Annotated in this window: 16 protein-coding genes; 3 read left to right on the plus strand and 13 right to left on the minus strand. The window is 54.2% G+C overall.

The genetic code is table 11. From position 1 onward, the window contains the following. Positions 1-2: 2 nt before the first annotated feature. The 13 genes from IEY39_RS14450 to IEY39_RS14510 form a co-directional block, all read right to left on the minus strand. Positions 3-437 (minus strand): RrF2 family transcriptional regulator, encoded by a 435-nt coding sequence (locus tag IEY39_RS14450; protein WP_188932735.1) that lies wholly within the window; start codon positions 435-437, stop codon positions 3-5. A 177-nt stretch (positions 438-614) separates the two neighbouring features. Then, positions 615-1,724 carry a PAS domain-containing sensor histidine kinase gene (locus tag IEY39_RS14455; protein WP_188932736.1) on the minus strand — a complete coding sequence of 370 codons (1,110 nt, stop codon included), beginning with the start codon at positions 1,722-1,724 and terminating at the stop codon, positions 615-617. Beyond that, positions 1,725-2,102 (minus strand): response regulator, encoded by a 378-nt coding sequence (locus IEY39_RS14460; protein ID WP_188932738.1) that lies wholly within the window; start codon positions 2,100-2,102, stop codon positions 1,725-1,727. A gap of 105 nt (positions 2,103-2,207) precedes the next feature. Next, complete coding sequence (locus IEY39_RS14465; protein WP_188932740.1) at positions 2,208-2,840, minus strand: response regulator transcription factor; 633 nt, start codon at positions 2,838-2,840, stop codon at positions 2,208-2,210. Continuing rightward, positions 2,837-4,234 (minus strand): sensor histidine kinase, encoded by a 1,398-nt coding sequence (locus tag IEY39_RS14470; RefSeq protein ID WP_188932742.1) that lies wholly within the window; start codon positions 4,232-4,234, stop codon positions 2,837-2,839. The genes IEY39_RS14465 and IEY39_RS14470 overlap by 4 nt, the downstream gene beginning before the upstream one ends. Before the next feature lie 58 nt (positions 4,235-4,292). Further along, positions 4,293-5,870 carry a RagB/SusD family nutrient uptake outer membrane protein gene (locus IEY39_RS14475; RefSeq protein WP_188932747.1) on the minus strand — a complete coding sequence of 526 codons (1,578 nt, stop codon included), beginning with the start codon at positions 5,868-5,870 and terminating at the stop codon, positions 4,293-4,295. Positions 5,871-5,881: 11 nt separating this feature from the next. After that, positions 5,882-9,127 carry a SusC/RagA family TonB-linked outer membrane protein gene (locus IEY39_RS14480; RefSeq protein ID WP_188932754.1) on the minus strand — a complete coding sequence of 1,082 codons (3,246 nt, stop codon included), beginning with the start codon at positions 9,125-9,127 and terminating at the stop codon, positions 5,882-5,884. Between the two features lie 11 nt (positions 9,128-9,138). Then, entirely contained in the window at positions 9,139-10,134 is a 996-nt protein-coding gene (locus IEY39_RS14485; protein WP_188932756.1) for a FecR family protein, read from the minus strand. A 73-nt stretch (positions 10,135-10,207) separates the two neighbouring features. Next, positions 10,208-10,771 carry an RNA polymerase sigma-70 factor gene (locus tag IEY39_RS14490; RefSeq protein WP_188932758.1) on the minus strand — a complete coding sequence of 188 codons (564 nt, stop codon included), beginning with the start codon at positions 10,769-10,771 and terminating at the stop codon, positions 10,208-10,210. 80 nt (positions 10,772-10,851) lie between these two features. Further along, the gene (selD, locus tag IEY39_RS14495; RefSeq protein WP_188932760.1) at positions 10,852-11,904 is read right to left on the minus strand and encodes a selenide, water dikinase SelD; all 1,053 of its coding nucleotides are present in this window, start codon (positions 11,902-11,904) and stop codon (positions 10,852-10,854) included. Beyond that, a complete protein-coding gene (gene mnmH / locus IEY39_RS14500; protein ID WP_188932762.1) occupies positions 11,886-12,932 on the minus strand; it encodes a tRNA 2-selenouridine(34) synthase MnmH in 1,047 nt (348 codons plus the stop codon). The genes selD and mnmH overlap by 19 nt, the downstream gene beginning before the upstream one ends. A 72-nt stretch (positions 12,933-13,004) precedes the next feature. Beyond that, on the minus strand, positions 13,005-13,292 hold the full coding sequence (locus IEY39_RS14505; RefSeq protein ID WP_188932764.1) for a hypothetical protein: 288 nt from the start codon (positions 13,290-13,292) through the stop codon (positions 13,005-13,007). A gap of 82 nt (positions 13,293-13,374) precedes the next feature. Further along, positions 13,375-13,971: a hypothetical protein gene (locus tag IEY39_RS14510; protein WP_188932766.1), complete on the minus strand. Its 597-nt coding sequence runs from the start codon at positions 13,969-13,971 to the stop codon at positions 13,375-13,377. Between the two features lie 58 nt (positions 13,972-14,029). Here IEY39_RS14510 and IEY39_RS14515 point away from each other — a divergent pair, with 58 nt between their 5' ends. From IEY39_RS14515 to IEY39_RS14525, 3 genes are all read left to right on the plus strand, one after another. Then, positions 14,030-14,806 (plus strand): polysaccharide deacetylase family protein, encoded by a 777-nt coding sequence (locus IEY39_RS14515; protein WP_188932768.1) that lies wholly within the window; start codon positions 14,030-14,032, stop codon positions 14,804-14,806. A 55-nt stretch (positions 14,807-14,861) separates the two neighbouring features. Further along, entirely contained in the window at positions 14,862-16,562 is a 1,701-nt protein-coding gene (locus IEY39_RS14520; protein WP_188932770.1) for a pyruvate dehydrogenase complex dihydrolipoamide acetyltransferase, read from the plus strand. 270 nt (positions 16,563-16,832) lie between these two features. Continuing rightward, positions 16,833-19,070, plus strand: coding sequence for a PAS domain S-box protein (locus tag IEY39_RS14525; RefSeq protein WP_188932772.1), 2,238 nt, complete (start codon positions 16,833-16,835; stop codon positions 19,068-19,070). The last annotated feature ends 1 nt before the right edge of the window (position 19,071 follow it).

The raw sequence follows: 19,071 nt of genomic DNA on the forward strand, positions 1-19,071 counted from the left end.
TTCTATTCCCCTTTTAAAAACAATACATTTTTCTCTAATTGTTTATTGAACTCTCCCAGCTTAGCCGACTCCAGCATGTGGTAGATATCGCCCCTGATCTGCTTGAAGGTATGGTGCAGGGGACAAGGCTTTTTCTCCGAGCATTGCTTTAGCCCAAGGCCGCAGCCGGAGAAGAGGCTATCGCCATCCACCACCCGGACGACATCCGCGAGGGAGTAGTTCATCGATTCCTTATCGAGGTAGAAACCGCCAGCCGGGCCCTTTTGGGATTGGACCAACCCTTTCCGCCTGAGATCCTGCAGAATCTTGGCGATGAAATGCTCGGGGGAGTCGATTCCCTTTGCTATTTCACGGATACCGACCTTCTTTCCGTCCTTCGATTTTTGAGAAATAAACAACACCGCACGGATAGCATATTCGCAAGCCTTTGAAAACATTTATTTTCTTTGACCACAAAAGTACGCTTTCTTTCTGAATAAAAGACTTTTTTGTCTTTTATTTTTTATTCCTCTCTGTGACGCTTCCCTGAGGTGTTGTTGTCACAAAGTTAGTATAGAGGAGAGGAGGGATCATTGTCCCTTTGATGGGAATTGTGGTACTTTTCAACGCCGGGCTTATGCGGCAGACGCGTCCCGGTTCAGCGGGGGTGCAATCACCAGTGGCAGGGACACGCAGATGAGACAGCCCTTACCGGGCGCGCTGATGAGGGTATATTGGCCATTGTGCTGGCTGACGCGGTTTTTGATACTGACCAGCCCGATGCCTTTTGCCTGTATTACCGGATCGAATCCAATGCCGTCGTCCTCGACGATCATTTCGATGTGTTCGCGATCGGAGTCCAGCCGGATGACGATGTTCCTTGCCCGGCTGTGCCTGACGATATTCCGCAATTGCTCCTGCAATATCCGGTAGAGGGTGAGTTTTACATCTTCCGAAATCCCGTCTTCCCGTAAATTATGGTGGTATAGTTCTACTTCGACGCCTTTCACGGGGAGCATGTCTTCGACGAGCATCGTGATGCTTTCCAGCAGGCTATCTTCTTTCAGCTGACGGAGGACCATGCCTTTGGAAAGACGCCTGATCTCTTCCACCGCCTCCGTGATGAAGTCGTTCGTTTTATTCTTAAGCCGGACATTGCCCACTCCCCGCGTCCCGAGTACGTCGAGGTGGATCTTTGCCGAGCAAAGCAGCTGGTTGACGTTGTCATGCAATTCCTGGCCGATCTGCGAGCGGATATTTTCCTGGATCTCCATCTCCAGCAATTCCCGTTCGGTGGCGCGTCTCGATTTCTCAGCCCGCAATTCCTTTTCCAGTCTTTCCGCGGCCTGCTCCGCAAAGTATTTCTCAGTGATATCGATCGCGATACCACCTACGAATTCGATGGCCTGCGAAGTGTCTTTCCGGTTGCCGGCGGGGAATTGGGTAACCATGAAAGCGTATTTACCCACCTTTCGCAAGTGGGTGACTGCTTTCCCGTCCCGAAGCAATTCCTGGTCGGGCTGCAGGAACGCCTGCCTGTACACCGGCGACGGGAATTCGCCCATAAACCCCTCGCCCATCTGCCGTTCTTTTTCAAAGAAACGAAAGCCGCTCTTGTTGAGGAACAGCAGCTTGCCGTCACTGTTGGTGACCCATCCCAGGGCATCGGTATGTTTCATAAACTGGTCGAACAATAGTCCTTTGTTTTCCTCCAGCCACAGATGATGCTCGTTGTTCTGTCCCATTTATATTTTTCTCCTTATTTCTTCCGTTATAGTGGGTATCCTTTCCATGTCGCTGGATTTATCCAGGAAAAAATCTGCCCCCAGATTCATACAGATATCAAGGTAGTCCGCAGGGCTATTATTGGTAAGGATCGCTATTTTCATCCGGGTATCCGACCTGCGGATATGGACAAGCAGATCGATGCCGCTTCTGTCCGGCAGGTTGATATCCAGGAATACGAGATGGGGCGTCACCACAGTCAACGCCTCGATCGCCTCTCTGAAACAATTGGCCGCCGAGATCGAGAGATGTGCACATTCGCTTTCCAACAAAGTGATGATGCGGTCAATAATCTCGGGGCAATCGTCTACCAACAGGATAACCAGGTTCTTCTTCATTCATTTTGGATATGGTGCAAAGGAACGACGACTTTGCCGGGGCTGCAATAGTGAAGATTGTAGTATTGCTGTAAAGCGCTCCATGAAGGTTTGTAGCAGTTTGTACTACACCAGCTTGTTACTGATGGCATAGGTAGTGAGCTCGGCGTTGTGGTGCATCCCCATTTTTTCCAGGATCCTGCTGCGATAGGTGCTGATAGTATTGACGCTAAGACTGAGGTCGGCAGCGATGTCGGAGACGCTTTTTCCCGATGCGATGCGCTTGAGCACATCGAATTCTCTTGCGGACAATTTCTCATGCGGGGGGCGATGGGGATCTTTGCCGATGAAGCCGGCGAGCAATTCCGCGGCCTCTGCGCTGACGTATTTTTTTCCCTGCAACAGTTGCCGGATGGCCCGGATGAGGTCTTCGGGCGAACTATCTTTGTTGAGATAGCCGGCGGCGCCTGCCTTCAGGGCGCGGATGACGTATTGATCCTCGGGGAAGACACTGAGGATGAGGACGGGGGTATTGGGCAGAAGGGTTTTCAATTGTTCGAGGACCTCGAGGATGCTGCGGCCGGGCATGGAAATATCGGAGATGATGAGATCCCACTTTTTTTCCTTTACTGCCTGGTCGATGAGGCCGGCCGTGTCTCCCACTTCGACCACCCGGGCTCCCGGGAATTCTTCACGAAGCAGGGCATTGAGTCCTTTCCTCACCAGGCTGTGATCATCGGCAATCAGAAATCTCGTCATAGAGAACCATTTAAGGGTATCGAAATGGAGATCGTAGTCCCCTTCCCGGGCGCGCTGCGGATGCAGAATTCTCCCTGGACCATCAGGGCCCTTTCTTTCATCCCCATTATTCCCAGGGTTTTCCTCCCAGCGACCTCCTCGGGGAGAAAACCTTTTCCGTTGTCCCGTACCTGCAGGATCAACTTGTTGTCTTCCTGGAAAAGGACAGCACTAACGATGGTAGCTTCGGCGTGACGGGCAATATTGGTAAGAGCTTCCTGGTAGATGCGGAACAAGGCATTGCACTGCGGCCTGGGGAGAGCCGGCGAAAGCACCTGGCTTTGAAATTCGCAGCGGATGCCCGAATGCTTTTCAAATTGCCGGCATTGCCATTCCAACGCACTCACCAGCCCCAGGTTGTCGAGTACGCTGGGTCGCAGTTGAGTGGCAATTCGTCGAACCGACCGCATGGTCTCGGTCAGCAGATCATCCGCCGCTTTCATCTTTTCAAGGACGGCAGTCTGGGTGGGGTCGATCTTCTTGGCGATCATGGAAAGGTCGAGCTTCAGAACGGTGAGCTGCTGGCCGAGTTCGTCGTGGATCTCGCGGGAGATGCGGTGACGTTCTTCTTCCCTGATGTTCTCGAAATGGGCCGAGAGGTCCCTTACCTGCCGGAGTTCGGCTTCGCGCAAGGCTTTCTCTGCTTTTTTCCTTTTCGAAATATCGTTGTAGATGGTGTAGAACAGCTCGTCATCCACGGCAAAGGTGATCTCCAGATTCATGATGCCGCCATCCTTGCAATACATCTCGATTTCCATGGGGGTCGACTCTTCAATTACTCCCTCCCGAATGAGCCTGAACTGCTCGTACCATTTGGCTTCCAGCTGCTTGTAATAGTTGTCGTCCCTGAAGGCCATCTTTCGCCAATGAGCGATATCGGGCATATCCTCCATCGTATAGCCAAACCATTCAGTGAATTTGGGATTGATAAACCGGAAGCGTTTGGGTGCAGCGATCTCATAAGCCGAGATAGGCTGGGGTATCCGCTGAATGATCTCGTAGTCGGCCGAACGAATGTCGCGGAAGGCCAGCAGCAGGTTGCCAAACTCCGCCGGGGGTGGCTGGCAGATCATACAGGCATAGGTCCTTGGCGGGATGAGCCCGCAGGTGAGCCGTAGTACGATGGTAGAGGGGACAGCATCGACGTGGTCACCAACGGCTTCATGAAGATCGGCGGCAGATTCGGGTGTGAGGAAAGAATCGATGGTTTCGCCGATCCATGGTGGAGGAACCTTGGCCAGCAACGGAGATTCTTCCGGCCAAACGGCAGTGATGGCAAATGAACTCCTATCGATGCAGATCAGCAGGGTATCGCCGAAATGCTTCTTGAGATCGATGCTTTCCGCGGCAATCATATCTAAAGTTAATATCTGCCCCGGCCGATTCAAAGCGGGTTAGAAAAATTATTTCGAATTAGTACCCCGGGTTCTGTACCAGGCTGGGATTTAGTATCCGCTCTGCAGAAGGAATGGGGAAGATGCGTTTGTTACGATCGGCATCCGTCTTGTAACCCCAGGAGTTCTCGTATTTTCCAAACCGGATGAGATCGATGCGGCGGGTGAGTTCCCAATTGAGCTCGCGGGCCCGCTCGGCCAGCATGTCGTCAAGGCTCAACGTGGTCATAGGCGCCGCCTTCCGCGTCGTCCGCAGTTGATTCACCAGGGAAAGGGCGGTAGCATTGTAAGTGGGCGTGGCGCCGCGGAGAATGGCCTCGGCCTTCATCAGCAGGATGTCCGAATAACGGAATACGGCCACGTCGTTGCTCTGGTTGCGATCGGTAGCCGTCACGTCCGGATAATACTTGAGATTCCGGATGCCCTTGGCCTTGCCGAGCTCATCACCACCCGCTTCGAACTTGGCGACATTCACCAGCGTAACGTCCGGCGTGAACGTCAGCTGATAGGCCACCGTTGCAGTACCGTCAGAACCCGTATAGGTAGCGTCCAGGCCCACCTTGGTGGTGTTGATGACGATCGGGTTGCCGGAGAAATCATATTGTTTGCCAATGAGCCACAGGGAGGTACGCACATCGTTGGAGTCGTTGAAATAGGCATAGTAGGACGGGATGGTGCTCACCGGATTGCTCAGGCGATAGGAAAGACCATATTTTTGTTGCAGGGCAGGATGCAGGGAATACCAGTTGTATTGTTCACCCTGTGCAGCGGCATGATCATAAGGGATGGCGAAGATGAACTCCGTCTCCTGTGGGCCGTTGTCAGGATAGAACATTTTCGCATAGTCGGTGGCCAGACTGTATTTACCTGACTGGATGACGCTGTCGCAGTACGTCACCGCATCATTATACCTGGGAGTGCCGGTATAGACTTCGGCATTGAGGTACAATTTAGCCAACAGGGCATATGCAGTATAAGTATTGGGCCGGCCGTATTGGGTCGCATCCGTAGCCGTACTCAGCGAAGGCAGCACGGCTTTCACCTCGGATTCGATGAAATTGAATACGTCAGACCGGCTTTTCTGGACGGGCTGTGCCGTATCGCCAAATGTGGTGGGGACGGGAATGTTCCCATAGGCATCCATCATGAAGTAGAACATCAGCGCCCGCAGGGTCCTGATCTCGGCAGCGGCGCGGGTCTTGACCGGGCTGTTCTGGGAAGAAGCAAAGAGGGCGAGTATCTGGTTGCAGGTGCTGATGGTGGAGAAGCCCCAGTTCCAGGTATCGTTTACGATAGGATTATCTGCCGTCCAGTTGTGATAGTGCATCTGCTGGTAGCGGCCGCCGTCATACCAGCCACCCGCGCGGCTGGGCAGGATGGCTTCGTCGGTGCTCAGCGTTTGCTGCTGCCAATAGGAAGTGCAGTAACTGCCGCGGAGACTGACGTAGGCCGGACCGGCGGCGAGGATGAATTGCGCGTCAATTGTGGGGAAGGTCGCCGGGGTCAGCTGATTTTCCACCGGTACATCTATCTTGGTGCAGGCGCTCAGGAGAAGAATACCAGCCAGCATGCCGAAATATTTATAAGAACGTTTCATGATTACGTTTTTTAAAAATCAAGGTTTAAGCCGAGCAGGAAGCTCCTGGTACGGGGATAATAGTCTTTGTTGTCGACGCCAGGGGTGAGGCCGGCGGGGGGCGTAAGTCCGGACAAGGACACCTCGGGATCGATGCCGCGATATCCCGTGATGATGACCAGGTTGTTCCCCGCTACATAGATGCGCAAACCGCGCATTCCTTTGAAGAAGGAAGGAAAGCTATACCCAAGAGTCACGTAATCCAATCGCAGGTAGGAAGCGTTCTCCACATACCGGTTGGAATAGATATAGGCACTGATATCCTTGGGTGACTCATTGGTGGAAAACACCGGGAGATTATAATTGGTAACCTCATCGGGTCGGTTGAGATCGGCTAACGTGGCGTCCATCACTTTCGATCCCAGGGCAGCCCTCACAAAGATGTTCAGATCAAAGCTCTTGTAGGTAAAGGTATTGCCCCAGCCGATCTGTACCTTCGGCTGCGCATCGCCGGCATAGTGGTAATCCACGAAGTTCTGGGGCGCCAGGGTGATCTTGCCGGTCGCGTCGTAGAACTGGGTGACGCCGGCCGCATTCTTGCCCGCATAGCTGAACGTGAAGAACTCACCCACGGGCTTTCCAGATTTGAGTATCTGTACATAAGAACCCGTTTGCCCCTGGCCGCCGGGTGAGGCTTCGAAGATAGAATCCAGCTTGAAGACATTATTCGACAGGGAAACCAGCTTGTTCTTGTTATGCGCAAGGTTGAGCGAGGTCACCCACTGAAAGGAAGCCGTCTTCACCGGCGTCGCGTCGATGGTCAGTTCGAACCCCTTGTTGGAGATGGAGCCGACGTTGGCCGTGTAGACATTTACGAAATACTGGATGGTCGACACGGGATAATACCAGATGAGGTCGGTGGTTTTTTTATCGTAATATTCAATGCTTAACTTGACGCTGCCTTTCAGCAGGGCGAAGTCGACGCCTGTGTTGAACATAGCGGTCTTCTCCCACTTGAGATCGGGATTGGCATTCTGGGACGGCCCGATGGCATTGACGAAGTTACCATTGTAATAAAACGCCCCGACAGTACTATACTGTACTTTCGAGATCAGCGGGTCGAAGCCGAGCGAGTTGCCCGTGATACCATAGCTGATCCGCCATTTCAGGTCGCTGAACAGCGTCTGGGATTTGAGAAAGGATTCGTCGATGGCGCGCCAGGCAAAAGAGGCGGAGGGAAAGGTAGCCCAGCGGTTGTTGACGCCGAAGGCGGAGGAAGCGTCGCGACGCAGCGATAGCTGCAGCAGGTATCTATCCTTGAAGCTATACTTTGCGCGGGTGTAGAAAGAGATGAGCCGCAGCTTCTGGTAGAGATTGGAGCCCCAATCATTGCGATAGTTGCCGGCAGGACTGCCGAGACCGATGTTGTTGTAGCCGAGCGCATCAGTGGGGAAGTTCTGGTTGCTGGCCTGGAATCCATCGCCGGTGACATCCTCCTGCCAGCTGTATCCACCCAGCACATTGATGTCATGATCGCCCACTCTCCTGGCAAAAGTGAGAAAGGTCTCGATCATTTTCTTGGAGCTCTCGTACGAAGAACGGTACGCCTGACCGTTAACGCCCGTCTTCAACGTATACTGGCTGGTATAATAGGTTCCGCTGTTATCCTGGCCGCTCTGGGAAGTAAGGTTCAGATCGTATTTGAAGCCAAACGGGAGGATCACCTGTGCCGTACCGTTGAGCAGGGTGGTCTTGTTCTTCAGGTTCTGCCAGGCGTTGTTCTGTAGTGACACGGGATTGTAGTACTGCACCCGCTGCAGGTTCTCCGTGTATGTTCCGTCAGCCTGTTTTACAGGGACAGTGGGAAGATAGCGCAGCATATTGAACAAAATGATGGCCTGGTCTGGCAGCAGGTCGGAATTGCTGGTAGAAGTACTGACGAACATCCCGAGCCTCAGATGATTATTCAGCACGCGTTGCTCGATGCCGGCACGACCGATCAGCCTGTTGAGACCCGTATTCTTCATGATCCCTTTGCTGTCGAAGTAGTTGACCGCGGCATTATAGGTAAGATTATTCGAGCCTCCGCTGAGGGCGACATGATGGTTCTGGGATACTGCGGTTTGCGTAACGGCTTTCTGCCAGTCGGTGTTCGCCCCCTGGACGTCGGAAGGGTCAAGCGCCAGACTGTTCTTTGCCAGATAAGCCTTGAGCTGGCTGGCATTCATCATGTTGATCTTGCGGGCGACATTCTCAGCCGATACATAACTGTTGTAGTTGACCAGGGTTTGCGCCTGGCGGCCTTTCTTGGTCGTGATCATGATCACCCCGTTGGATGCCCTCGTTCCGTAGATGGCGGTTGCCGATGCGTCTTTCAGCACCTCGATGGTGGCGATGTCGTCCGGCGCTACCAGCCGGATATCCGCGCCGGGAATTTCGTCGATGACGTAGAAGGGTTCCTGGGCCGCGCCGGGACGCAGGGTGGAAGGGCCGCGAAGAATTATGGTCGGCTCGCCATTGGGATCACCCGAACGGGAAATGGTGAGGCCCGCCACCTTGCCCTGCAGCAATTGCGCCGGATTGTTGAAATTACCCTGGTTGAACTCCGAGTTCTGCACGGTGCTGATAGCACTGGTCAATGCTTTACGTGACTGCCGGCCATATCCAACCACGACCACCTCGCCCAGATCGGTGCCTGCCTTGTTCAACGCGAGGTTGATCACGGTGGGTGCTGTTGCCGAGATCTCAACCCCATGCGTCTCTCGCACTGCATACCCGACGTGGGAAATGGTGACGGTATAAGAACCGGACGACAAGGGCAGGGAATACCCGCCGTCCGCTCCGGTGAGCACGGTATGATCGCCGGCCCTCACCGTGACACCTTGTATGGGTTCGGCCGTCTCTCCATCGGTGATGGTGCCGGTGAGCACCTCGGACGTTGCATGAGAAGCGCCCGGTTTCTTCTGATAATTGGGATCAGCCGTCAATATGACCAGTCCCCCTTTGAACGTCCAGGTCAACGGGCTGCCGCCGAATATTTTGTCCAGCACCTGGCTGGCAGTGGCGTCCTTTAGCGAAAAATTGATGTCTTTGTCATACAATCCGATGTTCGACTCGTTGTAGGAGAAGTTAAGGCCATATTGCTTTTCCAGTTCGACAAAAGCCTGGCGCAGGCTGGAGTGCTTGAAATGCACGGTTGCTTTTTTGCCGCTATCCTGGGCGTAAAGGCCCGGCATCGCGGCCAAGACAATGAATAAGAGTAGTAGTAATTTTTTCATACTTATCCTTGTTACTTGTGGGTCTGTATAACGGTCAGATGAACGCCTGCCGTCAGCGAGACAATGTCGAGGGCATCCGCAAGACTTTTGTTGTCAAGCAGGGTGGTGATCCGAATGTCATCCGCGGCAGTGTCGATATATTGGATCCGGGCGCCGTAATAATGTTCGAGCTCGGTGATAACATCTTTCAGGCGCTGGCTGTGGAACGAGAGGATGCCTTTCCGCCACGCGCCTATCTGCGCCACATCGGGTAGGATCGTTATGCCCGACTGTTGGGTCAGAGAGTCATAATGCAACAGTTGCCCGGGAATGAGCGCCGCCAGCGGAGCAGCGTCGTGCCGGCCTGTCTGGCGCACCTGGACCTTACCACTGGCCACGGCGACTTCGACAACAGGTTCCCCCGGGTAGTACCGGATATTGAACTCTGTACCGATATCCATGGTTATCAGAGCGCCGGTTTCGACGGCAAAGGGCCGCTGCTGATCATGTTTTACGATGAAATAGGCTTCTCCTTCCAGTTGAACAAGCCGGCTGCCGTTGCCTTCTTGCCTATACCGGAGCGTGCTGCCGGAGCCCAGGTAAATACGGCTGCTGTCAGGCAGGACGAGCTCCTTGTGATGTCCTGGCTCGCTGTGATAGGACAGCCATTGTGGTATGGCGTCATGGTCCTGCCGGTTGGTAAGCCGGGGAAGAAGCAGCCGGATGCCGGCAATGATAAAGAATATAGCGGCAGCAACAGCGACCATCCGGATGATCCGGACCGCTGGTGTCCTCCGCGCGGGGGTCATATAAATTGAGCGGAATCTCGCGTACTGGTCTTCAATGCCAGCCAGTGGTGGTAATTCACTACGGTTCAGGGTTTCCCATTCTTCCTGCATGAATCGGTTCAGGCTGTCCCTGTACGCTTCATCGTGGAGATACTCCCTTATCTGCCGCAACTGTTCGCGGGTGCAACTGCCTTCGAGATAGTGCAATAATAATTGCCGGTCGACTTCTTTAGATACCATGTATGTTATTTTCTATAGACGCATACACGAGTTGACTCCCGAACCCCTAATGGTAACAATTTCATAATAATGGCTAAAGGATGATTGAGGTGAGATATTGCATCATGGCCACGCGAAGCTGTTTCAAAGCAGCCGCGATATGATTTTCCACTGTGCGGGGCGAGATATGCAATTTGCTGGCGATCTCCTTGTAACTCAGGTGTTCGTTTCGATGAAGGTGAAAGATCAGGCGCCGCTGGGGAGGCAGTTCGGAGAGACTGTCATTATATACGGTCTCCAGTTCCCGGGACAAGACCGGATCGTAAGCGGAAGCATCATCCTTGCCGGCGATACCTTCCCCTTCGGTTGGCAATGCTTCCAACGACAACAAGCCGTCGATCTTCCGCTGCCAGTGATTGATGAGGTGATTGCGGGCAGCGGTAAAAAGATAATTCTCAAAGGATTCGTGCGTAATGACGGGCTTCCTTTCCCAGACGCGGCCCAACACTTCCATGGAAAGTTCTTCCGCCCAGAAGTCATTCTTCAGATAGCGGAAAGCGTAGCGAAAAAGGCGGGGGTAATAGTATTTGAATACTTCTTCGAATGCTTTTTCCTCATTCTTCAGCCACAGTTTGATTTGGTATTGAATATTCTCCATGTAGCACGGTTCGCCGTGCAAAATAGAGATGTTATGTGAACTGAATATTACGGAACCCGGCGCAGGGCAGCGCGGCGGTATTATGGGGCCACGTCGATGAGGTATTCATTGGTTTGGGTGATGAGGCGGCCAAAGGGCCGGCAGTTCGCTTCCGGCAAACCCTGGCGGCGTAACAGCGCTTCGACCTCGGGCGCCGCTTCGGGCGTGACGGCCAGCAAGAGTCCGCCGCTGGTTTGGGGGTCCGAAAGGATGTAGCGTTGCTCTTCCGTGCCGAGCATCACTTTTTCGCCATAGCTTGCCCAGTTGCGTTTCGTCCCGCCGGGGATACAGCCTTGTTGGAGATAGCCGCGTATGGCTGGGATGATGGGGATTTTGCCAAATTCCACTACCGCCGAGACGCCGCTGCCTTCGCACATTTCCGCGAGGTGACCCAGGAGGCCGAAGCCGGTGACATCGGTCATAGCTTTTACGCCGTCGAGCCCGCCCAGGGTCTCACCCAGTTTATTCAGCGTTACCATGCTTTGCAGCGCGATCGCCGCGTCTTCGGGGCTGAGCAGGTCTTTCTTCTGCGCCGTGGACAGGATGCCGACGCCCAGAGCCTTGGTAAGATATAGCTGACAGCCGGGGATGGCAGTGGAGTTGCGTTTGATCTGTGTTGTCGGGACCAGGCCGTTGACGGCGAGGCCGAAGACGGGTTCGGGGCAGTCGATGCTGTGCCCGCCGGCGAGGGCGATACCTGCTTCGGCGCAGATGGCCCTGGCGCCTTCCAGCACCCGTTGGGCGACTTCGGGTGGCAGTTTGTCTACGGGCCAGCCAAGGATGGCGATGGCTAATATGGGGCGGCCACCCATCGCATATACATCACTGATGGCGTTGGCGGAGGCGATGCGACCGAAATCATAAGCGTCGTCGACGATGGGCATGAAAAAATCGGTGGTCGAGATCAGGGCGCTGCCGTTGCCGAGATCCCATACGGCAGCGTCGTCGCGTTTGTCGTTGCCGACCATTAGGTTAGGGTCGGTAAGCGCGTGGGCCGTGCTATGGAGTATCTTGTCCAAAATGGCGGGGCTGATCTTGCAGCCACAACCTGCTCCGTGTGAATACTTAGTCAGTTTTATTGCAGAGTAATCCATGATCTATGTTGTTGTGCGGTCTCCAGCAGTTGCCGGGCATTCCGCTGTGGGTCGGTATCCGTTGCCGTCACCGGGATGATACTGGCCGCATCGCGGCATTCGAGTCCCCGCCGGTAGGTCTTGTCATAGTAGACCAATACCAGCCGGATGAAATCCGCCATTCGATCGTCCCGGATGGCCGCGATGGCATTTTTGGTCTGCTCAGGGCCCAGTCGCCGGTTGATGCGTTCGGTGCATTCCACCAGGAAGTCCTTGTCCAGTCCGCCGTATTCTTCCACGAGGGTGGCAATGCGGCATTCGAGCGGAACGCGAAGGTCGAAGAGGGTGGCATCGCGCATCCGGGTCCAGATGCTTTTTGGCAGGAGGCATTTGCCGATGTTGAGGCTTTCATCTTCGATCCAGATGCGGCGGGCGGGGTCCAGCGAGGACAGGCGGGCCGCCAGCAGATTCTCAAACTGCTCCTGTGTTGGCTGCACGAGCCGGTTGAGGGTGCCATAGGATGAGCCGTGATGCTGGGCCAGGTCTTCGAGGTCGACCACCTGTTCGCCCGACTGGCTCAGTTGGGCCAATGCCCTGGTCTTACCCGAACCCGTCATGCCACCGACTACCCAAAAGCGCCAGGGCTGTTCCCAGTGGCGCAACACCCAATGCCGAAAGCTTTTATACCCGCCTTGCAGGAGGAAAACCTCGAAACCATAGAGATCGAGCGCCCAGGCCATGGCGGCGCTGCGCATCCCACCCCGCCAGCAGTGGACGGCGATCTTTTTTTGCGGTGCGATCTCGAGGGCCTGGCGGATGAAGCCGGACCATTTGGACCCGGTGAGGTCGAAGCCCAAAAGGATGGCGGCTTCGCGGCCCTGTTGTTTGTAGGTGGTGCCTACACTGACGCGTTCGGCATTGGTGAACAGGGGGAGATTGAAGGCGCCGGGGATATGTCCCTGTGCAAATTCCGCCGGAGTGCGCACGTCGGCTACCGGCGGGGTATCCGGTTGTGTTTGCAGGTCTGCTATAGTGATGCGGCGGATCATGTTGGTTCGGCAGGCGGCCGGACATTGGGCGGGCGGCCGGGGGGCAAATTTACACCGATGTGGCTTACGCGCCTAATCGGTGGTGGGAGCCATTGAGAGCCAATAGACATGATCGGCGAAGAAGGGGGAGGCGTCGAGGCTTTGGAGGCCCAGTTCGGCATTGAGGTATTCTGCTTCGGCGGCGGCCTCCGGGGTGTAGCCGTGCTGCGCAAAGTGATCGGCCCACCAGGCGTCCACCTGGGATTGCAGCCGGGTATAATTATGCGCCACGAATTGGTCGTAGTCGAGTCCGTGGCGTTGGAGGAGGTCTTTGAGTAGTAAGAGGTCGTTTATGAGGGAGCCCATTGTGATTGTTTTCATTAAAATTACTAAATAATTTAGTACAAAAGCGACGAACCATCCTTTTTTTGCTGACTTTTTGGGGCTAAAGTTTAGCAGGGGATCATCGAACCGTGATACCGGCGGAGAGGCAGAAATTGCGGAGACGCTTGGCGCCGCTTTCGCTGAGGGTGCCGTACTCGCTGCCTTTAAAGTTGGGAACGCAATAGAGGCGGCTGTTCTCGAAGCAGACCTGGTAGTAGCCGATAATCTCCTTTTTTGCATTGTAGAAGCAGAAGCAGTTGCGGGGCGAGTAGCACGTAGACTTCACCTTCTTATAGGTTTTAGGGGAGTTGATGATCGCGAGCAGGCGGCGCGTCTGTCTTTTTGTGAGGACGACCTTTGGATGGGGATCGTATTTCCATAGATAGCGGGCATATCCCGGCATCATTTGATAAGAGGCGGCTTTGCTGAGGGTATCTTCTTCGTAGTCTTCGATGTCGAGATAGGAGTAGCTTACCACCCTGGTTATCTCATGGGGGCCTAATACGCCACTTTCGATGTGGGTGACCTGGGGTTCCCGGGCGATGCTATCGATGTTGATATGCGGTTTCTTTGGAGCCGAAGTGGTGGTTTTGTTATGGGAAGAGGCGTTGGTGCACCCGGTGAAAAGGGGTGAAAGGGATAGTAAAAGGATTTGGATTTTTACTATTGATCGCATGAGCAAGAATTTAATAACGACCGGAGAACACGTAAATTGCGGTGGGGGACCGATATTTATGCCAAAGCGAATCCTGCCGCTGATTTGCCTTTTTGTCTGCTGCCGGGCACTGGCCCAGCCTATCGAATGGCCGAATCACCGAAAGGCGGCTATTGTACTCACCTATGACGATGCGCTGCGGTCGCAGCTTGATGTGGCGATCCCACAACTGAGGCGAAGCAGGTTCAAGGCCACCTTCTTTTTGACCAGCGATATCGACAGCCAATCGATTCCCCGATGGCGGGCGGTCGCCAAAAAGGGCTTCGAGCTGGGCAATCATAGCTTATTCCATCCCTGCAGCGATTCGAACGACAACCCCATATCCTCGACCCGATATACGCCGCAACAGATGGTGCGGGAGATTGACGCGATGAACCGGTTGCTGTTTGCAGTGGATGGCAAGAACGGCAGGACCTACGCCTATCCATGTGCGGAGACGACCGTTGGCGGCCAGGATTACGTGGACACGCTTCGCCGTTATGGAGTGGTCAAATACGCGCGGGTGGGCGGAGATACAGATGCGGTGATCACCGATGTGAGCCATCTCGATCCCTTACGGGTACCGGCGTTCGGCCTGGAGGACAGTGTGGGCGCGGAGGTGCTGATCGACTTTGTCAAAAGCGTTGAGCAGTGCGGCGGCATGGGGGTGATCATGTTCCATGGAGTGGGCGGGGATTATATTACGACGCCTTCAGGCGTTCATCAGGCGCTGCTGGATTATCTTGCCCGGAATCGCAAAACGATCTGGGTCGCGACCTTCCGGGAGGCGATGGATTTTGTAATGAAGAACCGCTAAAATTGCTTACCTTGCCGCCTTGAAATAAAAAATCAACTGATTATAAAATTGTGTTATGGCTGAAGTTATTTTGATGCCCCGACTGAGTGACACTATGACCGAAGGAGTTATTGCCGCGTGGCATAAAAAGGTGGGCGATCCCGTCAAGAAAGGTGAGCTGCTGGCGGAAGTCGAGACGGACAAGGCGACGATGGACCTGGAAAGTTACAAAGAAGGCACCCTCTTATATACCGGTACAGAAAAAGGCGGGAAAGTAATGGTGAACGATCTGTTAGCCATCATCGGCGCTCCGGGAGAAGACATTTCTGCCCTGGTGAAGGCAGGCGGGGCAGCGGCTCCTGCAGCTGCGGCTCCGGCTCCAGCTTCAGGGTCGGCAGCTCCGGCAGCACAGCCCGCGGCGGTAGCAAATGCAGCTGCTCCGGCTCCGGTAGCGGTTTCGGGCGGCATCGATCTTTCCAAAATGGAAGAAGTGATCCTGATGCCCCGGCTCAGCGACACGATGACAGAAGGGGTCATCGCCGACTGGCACAAGAAGGTGGGAGATATGGTGAAAAAAGGTGATATCCTGGCCGATATCGAGACCGACAAGGCGACGATGGAGCTGGAAAGCTATAAAGAAGGAAAATTATTATTCATCGGCGCCCAGAAAGGAGAGAAGATCGCGGTGAACTCCCTGCTTGCCGTCATCGGTGATGAGAAGAAGGTTGATCTGGAAAAGATAAAGGCCGCCGCGGCGGGGGCTGGCGGGTCCGTTGCAGCTTCCGTGGCTACGGCAGCGGTGGCAACCGCAGCGGTGGCTACCCCGGCAGCTGCTACTACGGCTCCGGCTGCTGCTGAGCCTGTTCATTCGGACCTTGCAGTGACTGCGGATGGCCGGATCAAGGCTTCGCCACTCGCCAGGAAACTGGCTTCTGAAAAAGGGATCGACATTTCCAAGGTAGCGGGCAGTGGTGACTATGGCCGCATCGTGAAGAAAGATGTAGACAATTATGTTCCGGCTGCAGGTGCAGCAACGGCTGCCGCACCTGCTTCGGCGCCTGCCAAGGCAGTACAGCCCGCATTGCCGGTGGGCCAGGAAAGCTTCGAAGAGATCCCGGTATCCCAGATGCGCAAGACCATCGCCAGGAGATTGTCCGAGAGCAAGTTCACGGCCCCGCATTTCTATGTCACCATGTCGGTGAATATGGACGTTGCGGTGGAAAGCAGGGCAAGGATCAACGAGGTATCACCCGTCAAGATATCCTTCAACGACATCGTGCTGAAAGCAACGGCGCTGGCCTTGAAACAGCATCCGGCCGTGAACAGCAGCTGGCGTGGGGACAAGATCAGGATCAACCATCATGTCAATATCGGTGTAGCGGTTGCAGTAGAAGAAGGGTTGCTGGTGCCGGTGGTGCGATTTGCCGACACGAAGTCTCTGTCGCAGATCTCCGCCGAAGTAAAAGAGTTTGCACAACGGGCCAAGGCCAAGAAGTTGCAGCCGGCGGATTGGGAAGGCAGCACCTTCACGATCTCCAACCTGGGGATGTTCGGGGTGGATGAGTTTACGGCGATCATCAATACACCCGACTCCTGTATCCTGGCTATTAGTAGTATCCAGCAGGTGCCGATCGTGAAGAATGGAGCGATCGTCCCGGGCAATATCATGAAGCTGACGCTCAGCTGCGACCACCGCGTAGTGGATGGCGCTACGGGTTCGGCCTTCCTGCAAACCCTGAAAGGGTTACTGGAAGAACCGCTGCGGATGCTGGTGTAAGAGCTGGACGCAGAAACGCTGAGACACTGATAAAAAATTTTAAAAGCCTTCCCCATGTGCGGGAGGGCTTTTTTATGCGCCCGACGGCAGCATTAAGCTTTTTTCTACACGTTCATGGTAAAAATACTCATCCGTTATTGTTATCGATGTGAGATTTATATATAAAGTTTTACCGTTTTGCTTGCATGTCATAAAAACATTTAATAATTTAACTACATACTACGTAGGCCTATCCTTTGAACGAATACCCTAATACAATTCCTATCGTTCATGCGCCCTGACAGTAGCTCTGAAGCCAATAGGCCTGATCTTACCTCCTTTTGCTTTCCCCTTCCAGGGGAGCAATTATTCCCGGCTATACTCGACAACCTGGATGAGCCTTTTTTCCTGCTGGATGATGCCGCGCGGCTTGTCTGGCACAATAAGGCGTGCAATCAACTATACCATGCGGTATCCGGCAGGGACATAGACCAGTCTTTCGAGCTTGACGAGCTGCTCACGACCGATCAACACAGCCTCTTCCTGGAGCGTTTTGATAGAGCCCTGGGTGGCGAGCAGTTGCACTTCGAATGGAGATGCCAGCTGTCCGGCGTCAAATGGTTGACGGTCGCGCTCTACCCTTTCCGGTGCGATAACCGGAATTTCACCGGGGTCTGCGGCAGTCTGCGCGACATCACCGAAAAAAAGATCAACGAGCTGGTATGGCTTCGTAACACCAATGTCCTGAACAATATCCAGGAGGGGGTGCTGCTCATCGACACTGACTATACTGTTCTTACGTTCAACCGGAGGGCAGTGGAGTTGTTCGGCCGGCTTGATCAGCATATAGCCGTGCGCACTGGAATGGACTTCTTCAAGTTGTTGCCGGAGCACCGTCGGGTACCGGTATCCCAACATCTGGAGTCGGTGCGTAGAGGTATCCGTGTCGAGTACGAAGTGAAACATCCTTCCGGTTTATGGCTTTTTATCAATTACCTGCCGGTGAAAGATGAGGAAGGCAACGTCCGGCAGATAAGCATTACTTTCCGGGATGTTACAGAAAGGAAGAAGGCGGAAGACCGCATCCGGGAAAAAGAGCTTAAATACCGGGCGCTGGTGAACTCCCTCAGCGAAGGTGTCATTTTGCAGACTACGGATAAGCAGGTGCTTGCGGTGAACAAGAGTGCGGCCACGATACTGGGCCTGGAGGTGGATGAATTGAAGGAAAAAGGATTCCCCTACCCTGGTTGGGTACTGGTTGATGAAAGTGAAAAGCTGATCTCGCATGAAGGCCTTTTTTATAAGCGCAACGGAAGGATCCATCCCGTCCGGAACAAGATCCTTGGCATCCGGCGAACAAATGGTATCCAATGGCTGAAACTGAACTCGGCGGTTGTTGCCCAACCTCAGCCACAGGGGCCTTGCGCGCTGGTTGTATCTTTCGAGGATATTACGGAACAGAAAAGGATCTCGGCCGAGATAGAGGTGCTCGCGCTGCTCGCCAGGGAGACCGTGAATGCGGTATGCATTCTGCATCCCAACGGGGAAATGCTTTGGATGAATGAAGGGTTTACACGGCTCACCGGGTATGCAGCGGAAGAGATGATCGGACAGACCTCGCGGGCGATGCTGACGGGGCCGGAAACGGACATGGCGGTTGTCAAACGGGCAGATCACTGCCGGAAGAACGGTCTTCCTTTCAGGGAAGAATTCGTGATCTATACAAAGGCAGGGAAAAAAGTTTGGACGAGGGCGCAGGGTCAATCGGTCAGGCTGGCGCAGGCGAATGCGATCAGGTATTTTGTGATAGTGACCGATATTTCGGATGAGAAAAAGATCGAGCACCAGCGGCTGGAATATGAGATAGAGCAGCAGAAGAATATCACCCGCGTCATCCTGCAGACCCGGGAGCTCGAACGTAATGAGCTGGGCCGGGAATTACATGACAATATCAACCAAATACTGGCGGCTACACGGTTGCAGTTGTCGTACTGTCTGAACAATTTCGATGATTGCGAACCAGTATTGCGGCAATGCCGGGAGAATGTGATAGAAGCGATGGAGGAGATCAGGCGGCTGTCGCATAAGATAGTGATGCCCCGGTTTACCGAGCGCAGCCTTATGCAGGCGTTGAAAGGACTGGTGGAGAATTATCGCTATGCCTATAGGATCACCCTGGACATCGGCGAATGGAAGGATGAGCAGGCGCATGTCCGGGTCAAAGAGGCGTTGTACCGCATTGTTCAGGAACAGCTGAGCAATATCTATAAACATGCCCGTGCCGCCGGGGTGTGGATCAGGCTAAAGCAGAAGGAGAACCACGCGGAATTGGCGGTAGAAGACGATGGGGTGGGTTTTGATCCGGCCGAAAAAAAGAATGGCATCGGGATCAGTAATATTCACTGCCGGGCGGAATCGTGTGGAGGAGTGGTCGAGTTGATCTCCTCGCCAGGGAAGGGATGTACGCTGGTGGTGAGGCTGCCGCTGATGAGTGGAGAGACGGGGGAGGATGACGCGAAAAAGGGATGAC

The organism is Puia dinghuensis, assembly GCF_014642875.1.
GTDB lineage: Bacteria > Bacteroidota > Bacteroidia > Chitinophagales > Chitinophagaceae > Puia > Puia dinghuensis.

What these genes read in the sequence shown, in the direction of transcription:
- IEY39_RS14450 (WP_188932735.1), bottom strand. Translation starts at nt 437, where the DNA reads ATGTTTTCAAAGGCTTGCGAATATGCTATCCGTGCGGTGTTGTTTATT.
- IEY39_RS14455 (WP_188932736.1), bottom strand. Translation starts at nt 1,724, where the DNA reads ATGGGACAGAACAACGAGCATCATCTGTGGCTGGAGGAAAACAAAGGA.
- IEY39_RS14460 (WP_188932738.1), bottom strand. Translation starts at nt 2,102, where the DNA reads ATGAAGAAGAACCTGGTTATCCTGTTGGTAGACGATTGCCCCGAGATT.
- IEY39_RS14465 (WP_188932740.1), bottom strand. Translation starts at nt 2,840, where the DNA reads ATGACGAGATTTCTGATTGCCGATGATCACAGCCTGGTGAGGAAAGGA.
- IEY39_RS14470 (WP_188932742.1), bottom strand. Translation starts at nt 4,234, where the DNA reads ATGATTGCCGCGGAAAGCATCGATCTCAAGAAGCATTTCGGCGATACC.
- IEY39_RS14475 (WP_188932747.1), bottom strand. Translation starts at nt 5,870, where the DNA reads ATGAAACGTTCTTATAAATATTTCGGCATGCTGGCTGGTATTCTTCTC.
- IEY39_RS14480 (WP_188932754.1), bottom strand. Translation starts at nt 9,127, where the DNA reads ATGAAAAAATTACTACTACTCTTATTCATTGTCTTGGCCGCGATGCCG.
- IEY39_RS14485 (WP_188932756.1), bottom strand. Translation starts at nt 10,134, where the DNA reads ATGGTATCTAAAGAAGTCGACCGGCAATTATTATTGCACTATCTCGAA.
- IEY39_RS14490 (WP_188932758.1), bottom strand. Translation starts at nt 10,771, where the DNA reads ATGGAGAATATTCAATACCAAATCAAACTGTGGCTGAAGAATGAGGAA.
- selD (WP_188932760.1), bottom strand. Translation starts at nt 11,904, where the DNA reads ATGGATTACTCTGCAATAAAACTGACTAAGTATTCACACGGAGCAGGT.
- mnmH (WP_188932762.1), bottom strand. Translation starts at nt 12,932, where the DNA reads ATGATCCGCCGCATCACTATAGCAGACCTGCAAACACAACCGGATACC.
- IEY39_RS14505 (WP_188932764.1), bottom strand. Translation starts at nt 13,292, where the DNA reads ATGAAAACAATCACAATGGGCTCCCTCATAAACGACCTCTTACTACTC.
- IEY39_RS14510 (WP_188932766.1), bottom strand. Translation starts at nt 13,971, where the DNA reads ATGCGATCAATAGTAAAAATCCAAATCCTTTTACTATCCCTTTCACCC.
- IEY39_RS14515 (WP_188932768.1), top strand. Translation starts at nt 14,030, where the DNA reads ATGCCAAAGCGAATCCTGCCGCTGATTTGCCTTTTTGTCTGCTGCCGG.
- IEY39_RS14520 (WP_188932770.1), top strand. Translation starts at nt 14,862, where the DNA reads ATGGCTGAAGTTATTTTGATGCCCCGACTGAGTGACACTATGACCGAA.
- IEY39_RS14525 (WP_188932772.1), top strand. Translation starts at nt 16,833, where the DNA reads ATGCGCCCTGACAGTAGCTCTGAAGCCAATAGGCCTGATCTTACCTCC.